This is a genomic window from Methylomarinum vadi (genome assembly GCF_000733935.1).
Classification (GTDB): Bacteria; Pseudomonadota; Gammaproteobacteria; order Methylococcales; family Methylomonadaceae; genus Methylomarinum; species Methylomarinum vadi.
Genome location: NZ_JPON01000001.1, coordinates 3,654,625 through 3,669,063 on the forward strand (window position 1 = coordinate 3,654,625; position 14,439 = coordinate 3,669,063).

17 protein-coding genes and 1 riboswitch are annotated in these 14,439 nt (G+C 55.2%); all 17 genes read left to right on the top strand.

Features of this window, described 5'->3' with window-relative positions; all coding sequences use genetic code 11:
• The first annotated feature begins 126 nt into the window (after positions 1–126).
• The 17 genes from thpR to ltrA all read left to right on the top strand — a co-directional run bounded on the left by thpR (position 127) and on the right by ltrA (position 14,270).
• Positions 127–645: an RNA 2',3'-cyclic phosphodiesterase gene (thpR, locus tag EP25_RS0118255; protein WP_031435197.1), complete on the top strand. Its 519-nt coding sequence runs from the start codon at positions 127–129 to the stop codon at positions 643–645.
• 1 nt (position 646) lies between these two features.
• Positions 647–1,162, top strand: a complete 516-nt coding sequence (locus tag EP25_RS0118260) for a hypothetical protein (protein WP_031435198.1) — start codon at positions 647–649, stop codon at positions 1,160–1,162.
• Positions 1,163–1,291: 129 nt separating this feature from the next.
• A riboswitch (cobalamin riboswitch) is annotated at positions 1,292–1,502 on the top strand.
• Positions 1,503–1,613: 111 nt separating this feature from the next.
• Positions 1,614–1,793 (top strand): CbtB domain-containing protein, encoded by a 180-nt coding sequence (locus tag EP25_RS0118270; RefSeq protein WP_031435200.1) that lies wholly within the window; start codon positions 1,614–1,616, stop codon positions 1,791–1,793.
• A complete protein-coding gene (locus EP25_RS0118275) occupies positions 1,793–2,527 on the top strand; it encodes a CbtA family protein (protein WP_152555738.1) in 735 nt (244 codons plus the stop codon). Before EP25_RS0118270 ends, EP25_RS0118275 begins: the two co-directional genes overlap by 1 nt.
• On the top strand, positions 2,520–3,299 hold the full coding sequence (gene cobM, locus EP25_RS0118280; protein WP_031435202.1) for a precorrin-4 C(11)-methyltransferase: 780 nt from the start codon (positions 2,520–2,522) through the stop codon (positions 3,297–3,299). Before EP25_RS0118275 ends, cobM begins: the two co-directional genes overlap by 8 nt.
• Positions 3,296–4,147, top strand: a complete 852-nt coding sequence (locus EP25_RS0118285) for a sirohydrochlorin chelatase (RefSeq protein ID WP_031435203.1) — start codon at positions 3,296–3,298, stop codon at positions 4,145–4,147. Before cobM ends, EP25_RS0118285 begins: the two co-directional genes overlap by 4 nt.
• A 9-nt stretch (positions 4,148–4,156) precedes the next feature.
• Entirely contained in the window at positions 4,157–4,819 is a 663-nt protein-coding gene (locus tag EP25_RS0118290) for a precorrin-8X methylmutase (RefSeq protein ID WP_031435204.1), read from the top strand.
• Between the two features lie 13 nt (positions 4,820–4,832).
• Entirely contained in the window at positions 4,833–5,933 is a 1,101-nt protein-coding gene (locus EP25_RS0118295) for a cobalt-precorrin-5B (C(1))-methyltransferase (protein WP_031435205.1), read from the top strand.
• Positions 5,896–7,233, top strand: coding sequence for a precorrin-6y C5,15-methyltransferase (decarboxylating) subunit CbiE (gene cbiE / locus EP25_RS0118300; RefSeq protein ID WP_235185949.1), 1,338 nt, complete (start codon positions 5,896–5,898; stop codon positions 7,231–7,233). Before EP25_RS0118295 ends, cbiE begins: the two co-directional genes overlap by 38 nt.
• 120 nt (positions 7,234–7,353) lie before the next feature.
• Positions 7,354–8,142 carry a precorrin-2 C(20)-methyltransferase gene (gene cobI / locus EP25_RS0118305; protein WP_031435207.1) on the top strand — a complete coding sequence of 263 codons (789 nt, stop codon included), beginning with the start codon at positions 7,354–7,356 and terminating at the stop codon, positions 8,140–8,142.
• A 5-nt stretch (positions 8,143–8,147) separates the two neighbouring features.
• A complete protein-coding gene (locus EP25_RS0118310; RefSeq protein WP_031435208.1) occupies positions 8,148–8,888 on the top strand; it encodes a cobalamin biosynthesis central domain-containing protein in 741 nt (246 codons plus the stop codon).
• Positions 8,885–9,280 carry a cobalamin biosynthesis protein gene (locus tag EP25_RS0118315; protein ID WP_031435209.1) on the top strand — a complete coding sequence of 132 codons (396 nt, stop codon included), beginning with the start codon at positions 8,885–8,887 and terminating at the stop codon, positions 9,278–9,280. The genes EP25_RS0118310 and EP25_RS0118315 overlap by 4 nt, the downstream gene beginning before the upstream one ends.
• A complete protein-coding gene (cobJ, locus tag EP25_RS22160; protein ID WP_051906870.1) occupies positions 9,280–10,620 on the top strand; it encodes a precorrin-3B C(17)-methyltransferase in 1,341 nt (446 codons plus the stop codon). The genes EP25_RS0118315 and cobJ overlap by 1 nt, the downstream gene beginning before the upstream one ends.
• A gap of 187 nt (positions 10,621–10,807) precedes the next feature.
• A complete protein-coding gene (locus EP25_RS0118325) occupies positions 10,808–11,155 on the top strand; it encodes a (2Fe-2S) ferredoxin domain-containing protein (RefSeq protein WP_031435211.1) in 348 nt (115 codons plus the stop codon).
• A gap of 342 nt (positions 11,156–11,497) precedes the next feature.
• The gene (locus EP25_RS0118330) at positions 11,498–11,893 is read left to right on the top strand and encodes a hypothetical protein (RefSeq protein ID WP_031435212.1); all 396 of its coding nucleotides are present in this window, start codon (positions 11,498–11,500) and stop codon (positions 11,891–11,893) included.
• 112 nt (positions 11,894–12,005) lie between these two features.
• Positions 12,006–12,371 (top strand): SpoIIAA family protein, encoded by a 366-nt coding sequence (locus tag EP25_RS0118335; RefSeq protein WP_031435213.1) that lies wholly within the window; start codon positions 12,006–12,008, stop codon positions 12,369–12,371.
• Positions 12,372–12,935: 564 nt separating this feature from the next.
• A complete protein-coding gene (ltrA, locus tag EP25_RS0118345; RefSeq protein WP_031435215.1) occupies positions 12,936–14,270 on the top strand; it encodes a group II intron reverse transcriptase/maturase in 1,335 nt (444 codons plus the stop codon).
• Positions 14,271–14,439: the final 169 nt, after the last annotated feature.

Sequence of the window (14,439 nt, forward strand, 5' to 3'; positions counted from 1 at the left end):
GGCGATCATAAGCGGACCGCTATCTATCGCGTTCTCGCCATTTAAATTGTCGGCATTGCTCATGAGCTGGTTCCGTGCTAAAAACGTTTAAGCCTTTTTAAATCTTCCATTGACGATGGAATCCCGATGAAACGATTGTTTTTTGCCTTATGCCCGAATGATGAAACCCGGGATAAGGTAGTCAAATTGAGTCGAGCGATCAAGAAAGACCACTTGAGGAAAGTCAGGGCGGACAATATTCATATCACCCTGGTGTTTTTAGGCGATGTCGACGCCAATCAGGAGCAAACTCTCAGGGCCCGGGCGGGAAGCATCATTGAGCCCTCCATGGACATCCTGTTCGATCGGTTGGCCCTGTGGCGCAGGCCCGGCATTTTGTCGCTGACCTGTTCGCAACCTCCGCAGCCGCTGTTGGATCTTGTCGCAGAATTGACCAGAATAACCGTGGGCTGCGATATCGATGTCGATACCAGGCCATACAAGGCTCATGTGACACTGGCGCGGAAGGCCAGATTCAAACCGGAAATCGAGTTTCAGCCGCTGTCCTGGCCGGCGGATAGGTTTGCGTTGATGGAATCGGTCAGCACCGACCTCGGCGTTCAATACCGGATAGTACAGAGCTGGCCTTTAACCGTGGAAAACTGAAATGTTTGTTTACTCGTTACCGATTTTTTTTCATGAAATGAGGGTAGTCGAACCTTGGGAACTGCTGTTGGCGACACTGATGTTGGCCGGCTTTTTCTGGATCAGCTCTCCGGAACCGGCAGCCGAGCATGTGTATTTCGAAGGTTATGCCGGGCTACGCCATTATCTGCTGCGGGCGTGGCTTGGAAAAGCAACGCTATGGCAGGTTTTCTGGCCGTTTTTTCTGTTGCTGAACGGGATTTTGTATGCCGTCGACACCGTGGCGAAAAGAGGAGAGTTTACCGTATCGAGCTGGGACGAGGTCCATTTCATCTTGTTGACGCCGGTGTTGTTTTGGACGTTGTGCGTTTGGCGTAATTCGGCGAATTGTCGGTCCAGGTTTTGGTCGGCGTTGGCTCGGTTGACAGTGTTGGCGGTTTATTTTGAATATGTCCTGAAATTAATCATTCGTTTGGACTATCCGCGCCTATTTTTTAATTGCCACGAATTTTTGTTGGACTATGGCGTGTGTTTCTAGATTATGCAGCGCCTTCGTTGATTTTTTTGTCTTTCTTCGCAGCTTATCCCACGCGCGGACACGTATTTTACGGTCACTCAAAAACCAAGGGAAGAACAAAAACGTAGCCATTTTTACCACGTCTGATTTATACTGATTAAACGATAAGGTGCTTCGGTCCGCATTTGTGTACCGAAGTTAAACGGGAAGTCCGGTGAGATAGTTGTCTATCGATTCCGGCGCAGCCCCCGCTGCTGTAAGCCTGATGAATCGTCCTGATGCCACTGCGCAATTTGTGTGGGAAGGTGGACGACTTCAAATGACGGTAAGCCAGAAGACCGGCCTGATCGAATGTATGGTTGCCGACTCGGTGGGAGAGCGCAAGCAGGAGACCTTCTCGTAATCCGTCTCTGTACGCGTCATTTTCCTATCCAGTCTGCTCCCGAAATCCACTTTGTTCGAGGAGACTGTCATGTTTTTTCAATCCACGTTTTCCCATTTGGCTACCGCGCTCGATGCGCGCGTGATCGCCGGCCTATCCATGATGTTGTTTGGCGCAGCAATGGTGCTGGCCGTCGGTTTTACGCCGCTTGCCGAAGTGCACAATACGACCCACGACACCCGTCACGCCACCGGCTTTCCTTGCCACTGATGGGCCTGTTTAAGTCTCTATTGTTGACAGCCGGCATTTCCGGAATTGCCGCGGCGATATTATTGTCCCTGATGCAAATGCTATGGGTCACGCCGTTGATCTTGGAAGCAGAGACCTTTGAAGTCGGCCTTTCGTTAGCGTCCGATATATCAGCCGACGCCATTGCCGGTCATGAACATCCTGACGAAGCCTGGCAGCCCGAGGACGGCTGGCAGCGAACGCTGGCGACCATTAGCAGCAACATCGTCATGGCCATTGGCTTCGCCCTGATGTTGACGGGCGCCTATTGCTTACGCAGGCCTTCGCGCTGGACCGGCGGCCTGTCTTGGGGCTTGGGCGCTTACGCGGTGTTTTTCGTAGCGCCAAGCTTGGGGCTGCCGCCGGAATTGCCCGGCACCGAGTCCGCCGAACTGGTCGCTCGCCAATATTGGTGGCTGGCGACAGTTTGCGCGACGGCCGCCGGCTTGGGATTGTTGTTTCTGCAAAACCATCAGGCCTTAAAGCTGGCCGGCGCCTTGTTGATATGGCTCCCGCATGCGATAGGCGCGCCGCAACCGGTCGTCGCGGCAAGTCTGGCGCCGGCGGCCTTGGAAGCGCAATTCATACAGGCGACCGCAGTCAGTAATTTGCTGTTCTGGCTGGTTTTGGGCGGTTTGTCGGCGGCGTTGGCGATTCGTTTTCAGCCGAAAAAGCAAAATCCACTTTCGCCCGCGAAGGAGAGCGCACATGGCTAAGGTCTGGTTTGTCGGCGCCGGCCCGGGCGACCCCGAATTGATGACCGTCAAAGGACAACGCTTATTAGCTCAAGCCGGCGCGGTGTTGTTTGCCGGTTCTTTGGTGAATGAAGCGGCCACCTTGTACGCCCCGGCCGGCTGCCTGATTCGAGACTCCAAAGACATGACGCTAGACGACATCACCGCATGGCTGATCGAGCAATCCCGCCAGCATGAAACCGTCGTCCGCTTGCAAACCGGCGATCCCTGCCTTTACGGGGCGTTGACCGAAATGGTGAGGCCGCTGGATCAGGCCGGCATCGCCTGGGCGGTAGTACCCGGCGTTTCCTCTGCCTTCGCAGCGGCGGCTGCGGCCGGGGAAACCCTGACCTTGCCGGAAGTCACTCAAACCGTGATCTTGAGCCGGGTCGCCGGGCGCACGCCAATGCCGTCCGGGGAAGAACTGGAAGCCCTGGCTGCTCATCGCAGCACCTTATGTCTTTTCCTGTCGATTACGCTGCTGGACAAGGTGCAAAAAGCCTTATCGGCCGCAGGTTGGCCGGAGCATGCCCCCATATTGGTGGTGCAAAAAGCCAGTTGGCCCGGTCAGGAAAAAATCGTTCGCGGCACTTTGCAAGACATTCGAGAGCGTTGCCGCGCCGAAAAAATCAACAGCCAGGCTATGATTATCGCCAGCCCGGCGCTCGGCGCTCGCGATTGGCCCGAGATTCAGCATTCCAAACTCTACGATGCCGGTTTTTCGCATCGCTTTCGCAAAGCCACGAAAACATGAATCCAAACTTACAGAAACAAACCGTTTTATTGGTCGGCCACGGTTCGCGCGAAGCCTCTGGCAATCAGGAAATTCTTGCCTTCGCCGACGCATGGCGACAACGCCAACCGCAGCACCATGTCGAAGTCTGCTTCATCGAATTTGCCGACGTGCTGCTGGACGACGGCCTGGATACAGCGGCGCAACGCGGCGGCCAAGTCGTGGTCGTGCCGTTGATTCTAAACGCCGCCGGCCACGTCAAAATGGAAATCCCCGAGCATATCGAACATGCGCGTTTACGCCATCCAGCGGTCGAGTTCATCTATTGCCGGCATCTGAGTGCTTGCGACGAAATCCTGACCGCGATGAAGCGCAATCTCAGCAAAGCGATGCATGCCTTGGATGTGCCGGACCCGCGCAATACCGGCGTCATCGTGTTGGGGCGCGGTTCGTCGGACCGGGTCGCTAACGGCGAAGTCGCCAAAATAGCGCGCTGGCTGTACGAAGAAACAGATCATGATCTGGTCGATATCGCCTTTACCGGCATCACCCACCCGCGTTTGGAATCGGTGGTGCAGCGCCAGATCAAGCAAGAGATGCGGCAGATTGTGGTGTTGCCGTTTTATCTGTTCACCGGCACTTTGATCGAACGCATACGCCGCCAAGTGGAGCGGCTGCAAAGCCAGTATCCGCAGGTGAACTTTACGCTCGGTCATTATCTCGGTTTCGAGAACGAAATCTATGATTTGCTGGAGCAACGCATCGCGGAAGCCACTACCAACACCCAACCAATGATGATGGAATGCGACGGCTGCAAATACCGCGAATTCGCCGCCGATCATGGCCACGGTCATCATCACCCTGCTTGAAAACGCCTTATGAACAATATCGTTACCGAACAACTGACCGATGCCGGTCGTCGAATCGAACACGACTCCTTTGCCATCGTCGATGCCGAAGTCGGTTCGCATGCCTATTCGATTGATGAATGGCAAGTGGTGCGGCGGATGATCCACGCCACGGCCGACTTCGAATTCAACGGTTTGACGCAGTTCTCGCCGCAGGCTGTAACCACAGGGGTGCAAGCGCTATTAAGCGGTGCGCCGATTGTGGCAGACGTGGAAATGATTTGCGTCGGTTTATCCAAGCCGCGCCTGAGTCATTTTAACGTGAGCACCCATCAGTTCATCGCCGACGAAGATATCATCGCTCAGGCCAAAGCAGAAAACAGCACCCGCGCCGTACAAGCCATGCGCAAGGCGCAAGGCTTGAATTTGCTGGATGGCGGCATCGTCGCGATCGGCAATGCGCCGACCGCGTTGCTGGAAGTGGTGCGCATGGTGCGGGAGGAAAATCTGCGGCCGGCCCTGGTCATCGGCATGCCGGTCGGTTTCGTGTCGGCCGCCGAATCCAAGGCGCTGCTCAGTGAAATCGAAACCATACCCTGGATCGTCATCGATGGCCGTAAAGGTGGTTCGACCTTAGTGGTGGCGGCCATCCATGCCTTACTGGCTTTGGCCGAAGCCCAACAAGCAAGATAGGCAGAGTCGAAGCGTGGAGCGTAAAGCCAAAGGCACCCGCAAAGGCTACACCACCGGCGCATGTTCCGCGGCAGCGGCGCGGGCCGCGACTTTGGGCCTATTGACCGGCAGCGTGCCGGAAACGGTCGAATGCGAATTGCCGAACGGGCAACGGGTCTGGTTTAGCGTTAGCGATGCCGTTTGCGACGGCCTATCGGCGCATGCGGTGGTGATCAAGGATGCCGGCGACGACCCGGACGTCACCGACAAGGCCCCGCTGACCGCAGACCTGCGCGTGCTTCCCGAGGCGACGGGTTCGGTGGTTTTGAAAGGCGGTGACGGCGTCGGCACGGTCACGATGCCGGGCTTGGGTTTGGAAGTCGGCAGTCCGGCGATCAACCCGGTGCCGCGCCGTAATATCGAAGCCAACGTCCGCGCCGCCGCGGGACCGTTGCTGCGGCAAAAGGGCTTGGAAGTAACCATTTCGGTGCCGGGCGGTAAAGAAATGGCGAAAAAAACCCTGAATGGCCGATTGGGCATAGTCGGCGGGATTTCCATTCTGGGCACGACCGGCATCGTGCATCCGTATTCGACGGCCGCGTTTCGGGCCAGCGTGATTCAAGGCATCGAAGTGGCCGTGAACCAGGGCCAGACTGTCGTGGTATTGACCACCGGCGGCCGCACCGAAAAGTTTACGATGCGCGAGTTGCCCGAACTGGCCCCGGCCTGCTTCGTGCAAATGGGGGATTTCCTGAAATACGCGCTGGACACCGTGGTCAAGTGCGGCATTCGTCACGTGGTGATCGGTGGCATGGTCGGCAAGCTGACCAAGATCGCCCAAGGCGAAACCATCACCCATGCCAACCGCAGCGCGGTCGATACCGGTCTGTTGGCGAACATCGCCGCAGAAATCGGCGCTCCCCCGGCCGTTTGCCAGGAAATCAGCCAATCGGAAATGGCCCGTTACGCCAGCGAGCGCATGGAAGAGTTGGGCTTGATCGATCCGTTTTACCGGGCATTGGGCCGGCGCGTCATCGCCACGTTACGCGATCGCTATGCCGGACAATTTCATTTACGCATATTGATGTGCGACTTCGATGGCAACAAGCTGGCCGAAGTCGCTGGAGAACTTTGAGATGATGGAACCCTGCCGAATCATCGGCGTATTGGATAACGGCAGCCGCAGTTTGACAGCCGACGCCTTGGCGCACCTACGGCAGGCCGAGGTCGTGATCGGCGGATCAAGATTATTGGCTTTGTTGGCCGATGCGATAGCGCCAAGCGCCGAACGCCGAGACCTGACCGGGCAATTAAGCCAAGTGCCGGTGTGGATAGACGACGGCCAACAAGCCGGCAAAAAAGTCGTGGTCGTCGCGACCGGCGACCCCTTATGCCACGGCATCGCCCATTTTCTGATCGGCAAACTCGGCCGCGAGCGCCTCGACATTCTGCCCAACCTGTCCATGCTGCAACTGGCCTGTGCGCGTTTCGGGCTGGCGTGGCAGGAAGTGCGCATCGGTTCGGTGCATAGCCGCGATGTCGGCGAATGGCTTTGCGGCGCCGATGCCCGGCATGGTTTGTATCGTCTGTTGCAACTATTGCGTCAATCGCCGTTGACGGCGGTGTTGACCAGCCCGGACAACACGCCTGACCGCATCGCCCGGATGCTGCAATTGGAAACGCTGTCCGAAGATTACGACATCGCGGTGCTATCCCGGCTGATGCAAGCCCAAGAAGCTAACTCGGGCTGGCTGCCGATCGATGAGGCCGCAGGCCGCCGTTTTGACTATCCTAATATCGTGTTGATTCGGCGCAAGCCGGTTAAGAAAGAAGCGCTATTCGGCCTGCCAGATCAGCGCTATCAACAACGCAAGCCCGATAAAGGTCTGATCACCAAACGCGAAGTGCGCGCCGTGTCGTTGGCGCGGATGGCGCTGAAGCCGAACAGCATTGTCTGGGACATCGGCGCCGGTTCCGGCTCGGTCGGTCTGGAAGCCGCGCGATTGTGCCCGCAAGGTCATGTCTACGCGATCGAGAAAAACGCCGAGGACGCGGCCATCGTGACGGCCAACCGGAGCAGTTTGCGAGTCAGCAACTACACGTTGCGCCTCGGCCGCGCGCCGGACGGCCTGGATAGTTGGCCGGATCCCGACGCGGTATTCATCGGCGGCTCCGGCGGGGAATTGCGCGATTTGATCGTACTATGTCTAAACCGCATGCGCGACGAAGGCCAGTTGGTGATGAACTTCGCGACGCTGGAAAACCTGGCTGCGGCCACAGAAGTCTTAAAAACGACCGGCGCCGACTGGGATGTGGTGCAGCTGCAAGCCGCGCGCAGCAAACCGATATTGAATATGAACCGCTTGCAAGCCGAAAATCCGATCTGGATCGTTTGCGCGCAATGCGGCGCGTCACAGGAAAGCAAGCATGAATGAACATAACGCGATAACGTGCGCACAAATAGGATGTGCCGACGTTAGGAGGCGCATCTGTCGCGATTACCGATGCGCTTCACGGTGTTCAGCACATCCTATGAGTGTCTCAGGAAAGCAACCATGAATGAACATAGAACAGGTCGTCTGTTAGGCGTGTCGTTAGGGCCCGGCGATCCCGGCCTGATCACCCGCCGCGCCTGGGAATTTTTGCAACGACGAGATTGCTGTTGGACTTATCCTGTCCGGCGCAAGGACGCCGACAGCCATGCCTTGCAAATCGTCTTGTGCGGCGGTTTAACGCTACCGCCACAACATGCGGCGTTGATCTTTCCGATGACTCACGATACAGATATTTTGGCCGGCTACTGGCTGCGCGCAGCCGAGACCGTGTTGGCGCATTTGCACAGCGGCCGGGACGTGCTGTTTCTGGTCGAGGGCGACGCCTCCACTTACTCGACGTTCGGTCATCTGGCCCGCACCGTGCAGGCTTTAGATGCCGCCGTCGCGATCGAAACCGTGGCCGGCGTGCCGTCTTTCAACGCCGCCGCCGCGCGGGTGGCGATGCCGCTGGCCGATACCGACGAGACCGTCGCGATCATACCGGCCGGTTATGGCATCGGCATGATCGAACGTTTGCTGGACGATTTCGACACGCTGATATTGCTGAAGGTCAAACCCTTATTAGACGACATTATCGACTTGTTGCAACGCCGCAATCTGCTAGCACAAGCAGCATTCGTCGAGAAAGCCGGCGCGCCGGAAGAACGGGTCGAGCGAGATGTCCAGCGTCTGCAAGGCGCAAAGGTCAATTATCTATCCCTGCTATTGATCCGAAATCCGCACCGGCAGCGCGGCGAATTGATTCGCGGCTGCCGTAAGAAAACATCAACCACTGAATTGGAGTCATAAGCACCATGACCGAACCCCGTATCGTGCTGGTCGCGATCACTAAACACGGTTTGTCGCAAGCGCTAAGGCTTGCAGCACAATTACCCGAAGCGCATTTGGCGGTTTCGGAAAAATTCGCCGCCGATTTGCCCGATATCGCCAATCCCATCGAAATACTGTCAGGCGCGTTGCGCGCGAATATCGGTAGGCTGTTTGAAAATTACGATCAGTTAGTGATGTTTATTTCGCTGGGCGCGGTGGTTAGGCTTATTGCACCGTATCTCAAATCCAAGGATGAAGACCTCGGGGTGGTCGTCATCGATGATGCCGGGAAATTCGTGATTCCGGTGTTATCCGGCCATGTCGGCGGGGCCAATGCCTTTGCCGAACGCTTGGCGGCGCTGTTGGATGCGCAAGCGGTATTGACCACGGCTTCCGATGTCGGCAAAACCATCCCGGTGGATATTCTGGGCCGGGAATTGGGCTGGCGGGTCGAGGCGCCGAAAATCAACATCACCCGCGTATCGGCGCATGTCGTCAACGAAGAGCCGATTGCCCTCGTGCAGGAGGCCGGGGCCAAGAACTGGTGGTCGCGGCCGACGCCGCTGCCCGGCAATATCCATCTGTTCGAGCGTTTCGAGGAGGTCGATCTCGACCGTTATCGCGCGGTGCTGTGGGTTACCCGACGCGACATCGAGCCCGGCTGCTGGGACAAGCTCGCCGAACGTCTGGTGGTGTATCGTCCGCCGCTGGGGCAGGATTCATGAAAGTCATACTGGGTCTGGGCTGCGACCGCGATACCTCGACGGCTACGGTGCAGAGCGCGGTCGAGCAGGCTTTGGCGCTGGCGGGCTTGGACAAGCGCGCCGTCGCCGGCCTGGCGACCATTGACAAGAAAAGCGACGAGACCGCGATTTTAGAGTTAGCGCAGATGTACGGCTGGCCGTTGCAGTTTTTCAGCGCGCAACAACTGGCGCGAGTCGACGTTCCGAATCCGTCGGAAACCGTGCGCAAATACATGGGTACGCCCGCGGTGGCCGAAGCCGCCGCGCTGTTGGCGGCCAATGCGACTATGTCGGCCTTATTGTTGGAAAAACACAAATACCGCGGCGAGGACGGCAAAAACGCCACGGTTTCGATAGTCAACTTGAGAGAGTGATGAACAAAGGCAAAATTTTATTAGTCGGTTTCGGCCCCGGAGCGCCGAAGCACATGAGTCAGCGGGCCCTGGACGCCATCGCCGAGGCGGATGTGGTGATCGGTTATTCCACTTATATCAAACTGGTGCAGGACCTGCTCGACGGTAAGGAAGTGATTCGTAAAGGCATGACCGAAGAACTGGACCGCAGCATCGAGGCTTACGAACATGCCCGTCTGGGTAAAACGGTCGCATTGGTATCGTCGGGCGACATCGGCGTTTACGGCATGGCGGGACCGACTTACGAAGTGCTGTTCCAGGCCGGCTGGACGCCGGATAGCGGTATCAGCGTGGAAGTGATACCCGGCGCGACGGCCTTGAATGCCTGTGCGGCGCTGGTCGGCGCGCCGCTGACCCACGATTTTTGTTCGATCTCGTTGTCGGATCTACTGACGCCGTGGCCAACCATCGCCCGTCGTTTGGAGGCCGCGGCCCGAGCCGATTTCGTCGTCGGACTGTACAACCCGAAAAGTGGCTGCCGCACCCAACAAATTGTCGAGGCGCAACGAATCTTGCTGTTGCATCGCCGGGCGGATACGCCGGTGGCGATCGTCAAATCCGGTTACCGCCGCCGTCAATTTATACAAATGACCACACTGGCGCAAATGGCCGATTGCGAGATCGGCATGTTATGCACGGTATTGATCGGCAACAGCAGCACCTTCGTTCGCGAAGGTTTGATGGTCACGCCGCGCGGTTATGCCAATAAATACGATACATTGACCGGCGAAACCAGAAACGGCGAGCAGGCCGGCCGCTCGCTGAGCATGGGACTGACAGGCTGGCATGCCTGCGTGCGCCGTCATATCGGCGAGCATCCCGAGGCGAACTTACGCGATATCGCCGGGCATTTCGACGCGCCGTTAGGCGAAATATTGGCTGCCGTCGCGGATGCCGGAGAGGACGATGAGGCCGGTGTGATGAAAAGCAAGCCGATAGCTGAGGAGCAGTTGGATGAAGTGCTGGCTGCGGCGAGCAACTGGGGGCGACTGCGGGCCGTGGTGCGCAGTCATGGCGCCATCGCCGAAATCCTGTTGGAAGCGCAAAATCTGACCCGGAAAAACACATGGTTAAATTTAACCAACGAGCATTGCCATTTGCATGTCGATACCGCTCGCATCGCCGGCGCCTGGTTTTTCTGTCAAGGCGACAAACAACAGGGATTGTATTTGACCGATGCTCACGGAGAAGCGATTTGTTCGTTGCTGCTGGTCAAAGCGGGCGGTCAATTCGACCAGAATGCCCTTGAGTGCTTCCAGCAAGCGATCGGACAATTCGGTCAAACGCCAAGATTAGACTGAGGCGCTATGGATTTAGCAAAAAATAACTTCACGATCTAGTTACCATGCTCTGCGTGGTAACTCAGACAGGGACGCTCCCGCGTCCCGAACCGCAGAGCGGTTCAGACTGCATTCCCACGCGGAGCGCGGGAACGAGTGTAAATGCCAAGCTTTGCCGAAGACGCTATTTCAAAACAAGAGAAGATCGATGAATGACATGACTATTCCCGAAAAACCCAAACTGGGCGATTACAAACGCCACTTGCTGGTCTGCACCGGCCCGCGTTGTACGCAAAACGGCGAATCGCAAGCCTTGTTCGACAGCCTGGGGGCAAAGTTCAAGGCGGCGGGCCTGGATAAGGGCGCGTTACGGGTCAAACGCACCCGCACGAACTGTTTCGCCACCTGCAAGGCGGGGCCCATCCTCTGCGTACAGCCGGATGGCGTTTGGTATTACAACGTCACCGAAGCCAATCTCGACCGCATCATAGAACAGCATTTGCTCGGCGGCGTACCGGTGGATGAGCTGATTTTTCATCGCGGCCCCGGTTACTGACATGATTGATGGGGAATTTTATTCGGTATTTCCGCTTACTGCGCTTGCGACTATTTGAAATCGCTTTCTGGATACGGTTTCTTAACCAAGTGTCTCCCTTTTTGACCCGGATTGATGCCATGAACCGGACATTCAGAGACTTGATCTTTCGATTTACTGACAGGCGATTTTGGCCGAATTTGTATTTTTAAAATCGAAAATTATCGACAGTAAAATCAATTTCATCTAACTTGATGTTATTCCGTTTAATACGCAACAAATCCAAACACCGCGACAAATTTTTCCTTAGCCGTGCCCGTTAAATATGTGCAGGTTACGACTGGAATTTGACACAAGGCCAATATGACGACAGGACAGAGGAAACTGGTGCGATACTGGGTTATTGGAGGATCAGTTATTCTCGCGATTATACTCACGTCTTTCCTGGAAATCGAACATCAGCAGCCGGCATTGTTGGGACTAGGGGCTTTGTTTGGAATGTTCTCAGCGTTTCACGACTTTTCCTATTACAAAGGGTACGGAAACGAAAGAAAACGGATGGGCGATTTCATTGAATCCCATCCTAAACTGAAATTATGGCTGGTTGTTTTCAGCATGGCCGTTTTGCCGTACTTCATTTACAAAATGCAAACCGATGATAGCGTTTCTGGGAGTTATTACTTCTTGAGTTTTTTGTTACTGATTGGCCCCATTGTTTATGTTTCAGAGAGGGAACGATTTCATTCGCTAGGCGACTAACATACCAAACCCTAGTATCAATTGTCCCCATGAGGTTTCGTTGTTAATCTTAACCCTTTTGGGTTCAAATTATATTTTCATGAGTTATCTTTAAACTGATGAGGCAAGTAGCATGATCGAGCTCATCCCGAACGATTCTCCCAAAATTCTGGGTTTCAAGTTGACCGGTACATTGCACGATGAGGACTATCAGGCCTTCATTCCAGTTGTCGAAAAAACGCTTGCGAAGGCCGAAGGCGAAGTATCTCTCCTCGCGAAATTCGAAGACTTCCATGGTTGGGACCTGAATGCCGCCTGGGACGATCTAAAGTTTGGCGTCCAACACTACTCCGATTTTGACCGCATCGCGCTGGTCGGCGATAAGCAATGGGAAGAATGGATGGCTCGTTTATGCAAACCGTTTACTCAAGCAACCGTAAAATACTTCGATATATCCGACGAAGAGGCCGCTTGGGCTTGGTTACGAGAAAGGCCTTGATCTCCTTCGATAACGGCTACAGAGTGGACGCAGGCTCCTGATTTTACGTTAGACAACATCCAATCGAGACTGACCGTTCGCAGTAATAGCAATAAATCTAGCGGGTTAAAGTCCCGTCCGGGGAATTGTCCGTACGCCCCGGTAGTATGAGGAAGCGGCGCTGTGGTAACACGGGGTCGTGAGTTTCCAAACAGCAAGAGAGTAGGCCGTAACGTAAGTGAACCTATGAGTAGCCTCGTAAACGAAGTGGAGAAGCTGACCCTGTGGTCAGAAGGGGAAGGCCGTTGGATAGGTGCTGAAATAACGGAAGTGGCATTTATCGACTCCCGGGGTAGCAGGGTCGGCATGTTCTCGAAGATTTATTGCCCAGTGCTGGAGACCCGTTGCAGTGGTGGGGAGGCCATCGACTGGGGCGTATAAGGAAACGAAATCGCACCGGACTGTAACGGGAGTCGGAGGGGTTCATAGTATCGTCTAAGGCCGAGGGACAACATAACCCCGGTTGAGAGAAGGAACCCTACTTTGTTCACGCAACCGAAGAGTGGAAGGACAGGAGATTGCGAAATGCTAGAAACTCCGGAAAATCTCAGGACACTACAGAGGAAGCTCTACATCAAGGCCAAGCAAGCACCGGCCTATCGCTTCTATGCACTATATGACAAGATGTGGCGGGAAGACATCCTCCTGTTTGCCTACCGTCTTGTCCGGGCCAACAAAGGAAGTCCTGGAATCGACGGGATGAATTTTGAGGACATAGAGCAGAAGACTGGGATAGATAAGTTCTTGCTGGAACTGGCTCAGGACCTGAAAGACAAGACCTACCGTCCGAATCCGGTACGGCGCGTCATGATTCCGAAGGCGGATGGCACTATGCGTCCGTTGGGAATTCCGACGATCCGTGATCGTGTGGCCCAAATGGCAGTGAAACTGATTATCGAACCTATATTCGAAGCGGACTTTTGCCCGAACTCCTATGGATTTAGGCCGAAGAAATCCGCCCATGATGCGGTGGATGAGATAACGAATGCACTCCATCAGGGTTATACCTGCGTTATTGATGCAGACCTGTCGAAATACTTCGATAGTATACCTCACGCCAAACTGATGGCTGTGGTAGCCGAACGCATCGTTGATGGTGCGGTTCTGCATCTCATTAAGCAATGGCTGAAAACCCCGGTGATTAGTGAGGACAAGGATGGTGTCAAAAGGAACGTAGGTGGTGGCAAAGGCAATAGCTTGGGAACGCCGCAAGGTGGCGTCATTTCACCTTTGCTGGCGAACTGCTACTTGCATGTACTCGACCGGATATGGGAACGGCATCATTTGTGCTGGAAATTGCAAGCACGGATTATCCGATATGCAGATGATTTTGTGGTGATGTGTCGGGGCAAAGCAGATATGCCCTTGGCAACGGTAAAGCATGTACTAGAGCGACTGGATCTCACGTTAAATGAGACCAAGACGCACATTGTCGATGCCAGAAACGAGCCTTTTAACTTACTGGGTTTTAAAATTAGGGTCGGCAAAAGTTGGAAAACGGGCAAGTCTTATACGCATAGGAGCCCGTCTCCAAAATCGTTGGCGAAAATAAAAGATCGTATAACGCAATTGACCGCGAGAGAACGGACACCGATACCACTTGAGCATGTTATAGGCAGTGTGAATAGCGTGCTTCGTGGCTGGGTGAACTACTTTCATTATGGTAACTCCAGTCAAGCGCTGGAGAGGGTAAAATGGCATACAGAAGAGCGTATGCGAACACACCTGATGAAACGCCACAAGGTAAAGGACCGGGGGGCTGGTTTAGGCCGCTTTCCCAGTCAGCAGCTTTATACGAAATATGGGCTATACAAAGTTCCGACAACGGCGGGCTGGAAGAAGGTGCATGCCCTGGTGTGAAGAACATCGGAAAGCCGTGTGCGGGAAAACCGCACGCACGGTTTGATGAGGGAGGGCAGGAGAAGCTGACTATGGCAAGGCTATTGAGGCACCGCCGGACGAAAGAGGCGGAAACGGATAGGCCAAGCCTGTGGAAAGCGGAACCCTGTTCTCTACTCTACCTTTTGAT

What these genes read in the sequence shown, in the direction of transcription:
- EP25_RS0118325 (WP_031435211.1), top strand. Translation starts at nt 10,808, where the DNA reads ATGAATGACATGACTATTCCCGAAAAACCCAAACTGGGCGATTACAAA.
- EP25_RS0118285 (WP_031435203.1), top strand. Translation starts at nt 3,296, where the DNA reads ATGAATCCAAACTTACAGAAACAAACCGTTTTATTGGTCGGCCACGGT.
- cobJ (WP_051906870.1), top strand. Translation starts at nt 9,280, where the DNA reads ATGAACAAAGGCAAAATTTTATTAGTCGGTTTCGGCCCCGGAGCGCCG.
- EP25_RS0118315 (WP_031435209.1), top strand. Translation starts at nt 8,885, where the DNA reads ATGAAAGTCATACTGGGTCTGGGCTGCGACCGCGATACCTCGACGGCT.
- EP25_RS0118330 (WP_031435212.1), top strand. Translation starts at nt 11,498, where the DNA reads ATGACGACAGGACAGAGGAAACTGGTGCGATACTGGGTTATTGGAGGA.
- cobI (WP_031435207.1), top strand. Translation starts at nt 7,354, where the DNA reads ATGAATGAACATAGAACAGGTCGTCTGTTAGGCGTGTCGTTAGGGCCC.
- cbiE (WP_235185949.1), top strand. Translation starts at nt 5,896, where the DNA reads ATGGCAACAAGCTGGCCGAAGTCGCTGGAGAACTTTGAGATGATGGAA.
- EP25_RS0118290 (WP_031435204.1), top strand. Translation starts at nt 4,157, where the DNA reads ATGAACAATATCGTTACCGAACAACTGACCGATGCCGGTCGTCGAATC.
- EP25_RS0118335 (WP_031435213.1), top strand. Translation starts at nt 12,006, where the DNA reads ATGATCGAGCTCATCCCGAACGATTCTCCCAAAATTCTGGGTTTCAAG.
- ltrA (WP_031435215.1), top strand. Translation starts at nt 12,936, where the DNA reads ATGCTAGAAACTCCGGAAAATCTCAGGACACTACAGAGGAAGCTCTAC.
- thpR (WP_031435197.1), top strand. Translation starts at nt 127, where the DNA reads ATGAAACGATTGTTTTTTGCCTTATGCCCGAATGATGAAACCCGGGAT.
- EP25_RS0118275 (WP_152555738.1), top strand. Translation starts at nt 1,793, where the DNA reads ATGGGCCTGTTTAAGTCTCTATTGTTGACAGCCGGCATTTCCGGAATT.
- EP25_RS0118260 (WP_031435198.1), top strand. Translation starts at nt 647, where the DNA reads ATGTTTGTTTACTCGTTACCGATTTTTTTTCATGAAATGAGGGTAGTC.
- EP25_RS0118310 (WP_031435208.1), top strand. Translation starts at nt 8,148, where the DNA reads ATGACCGAACCCCGTATCGTGCTGGTCGCGATCACTAAACACGGTTTG.
- cobM (WP_031435202.1), top strand. Translation starts at nt 2,520, where the DNA reads ATGGCTAAGGTCTGGTTTGTCGGCGCCGGCCCGGGCGACCCCGAATTG.
- EP25_RS0118270 (WP_031435200.1), top strand. Translation starts at nt 1,614, where the DNA reads ATGTTTTTTCAATCCACGTTTTCCCATTTGGCTACCGCGCTCGATGCG.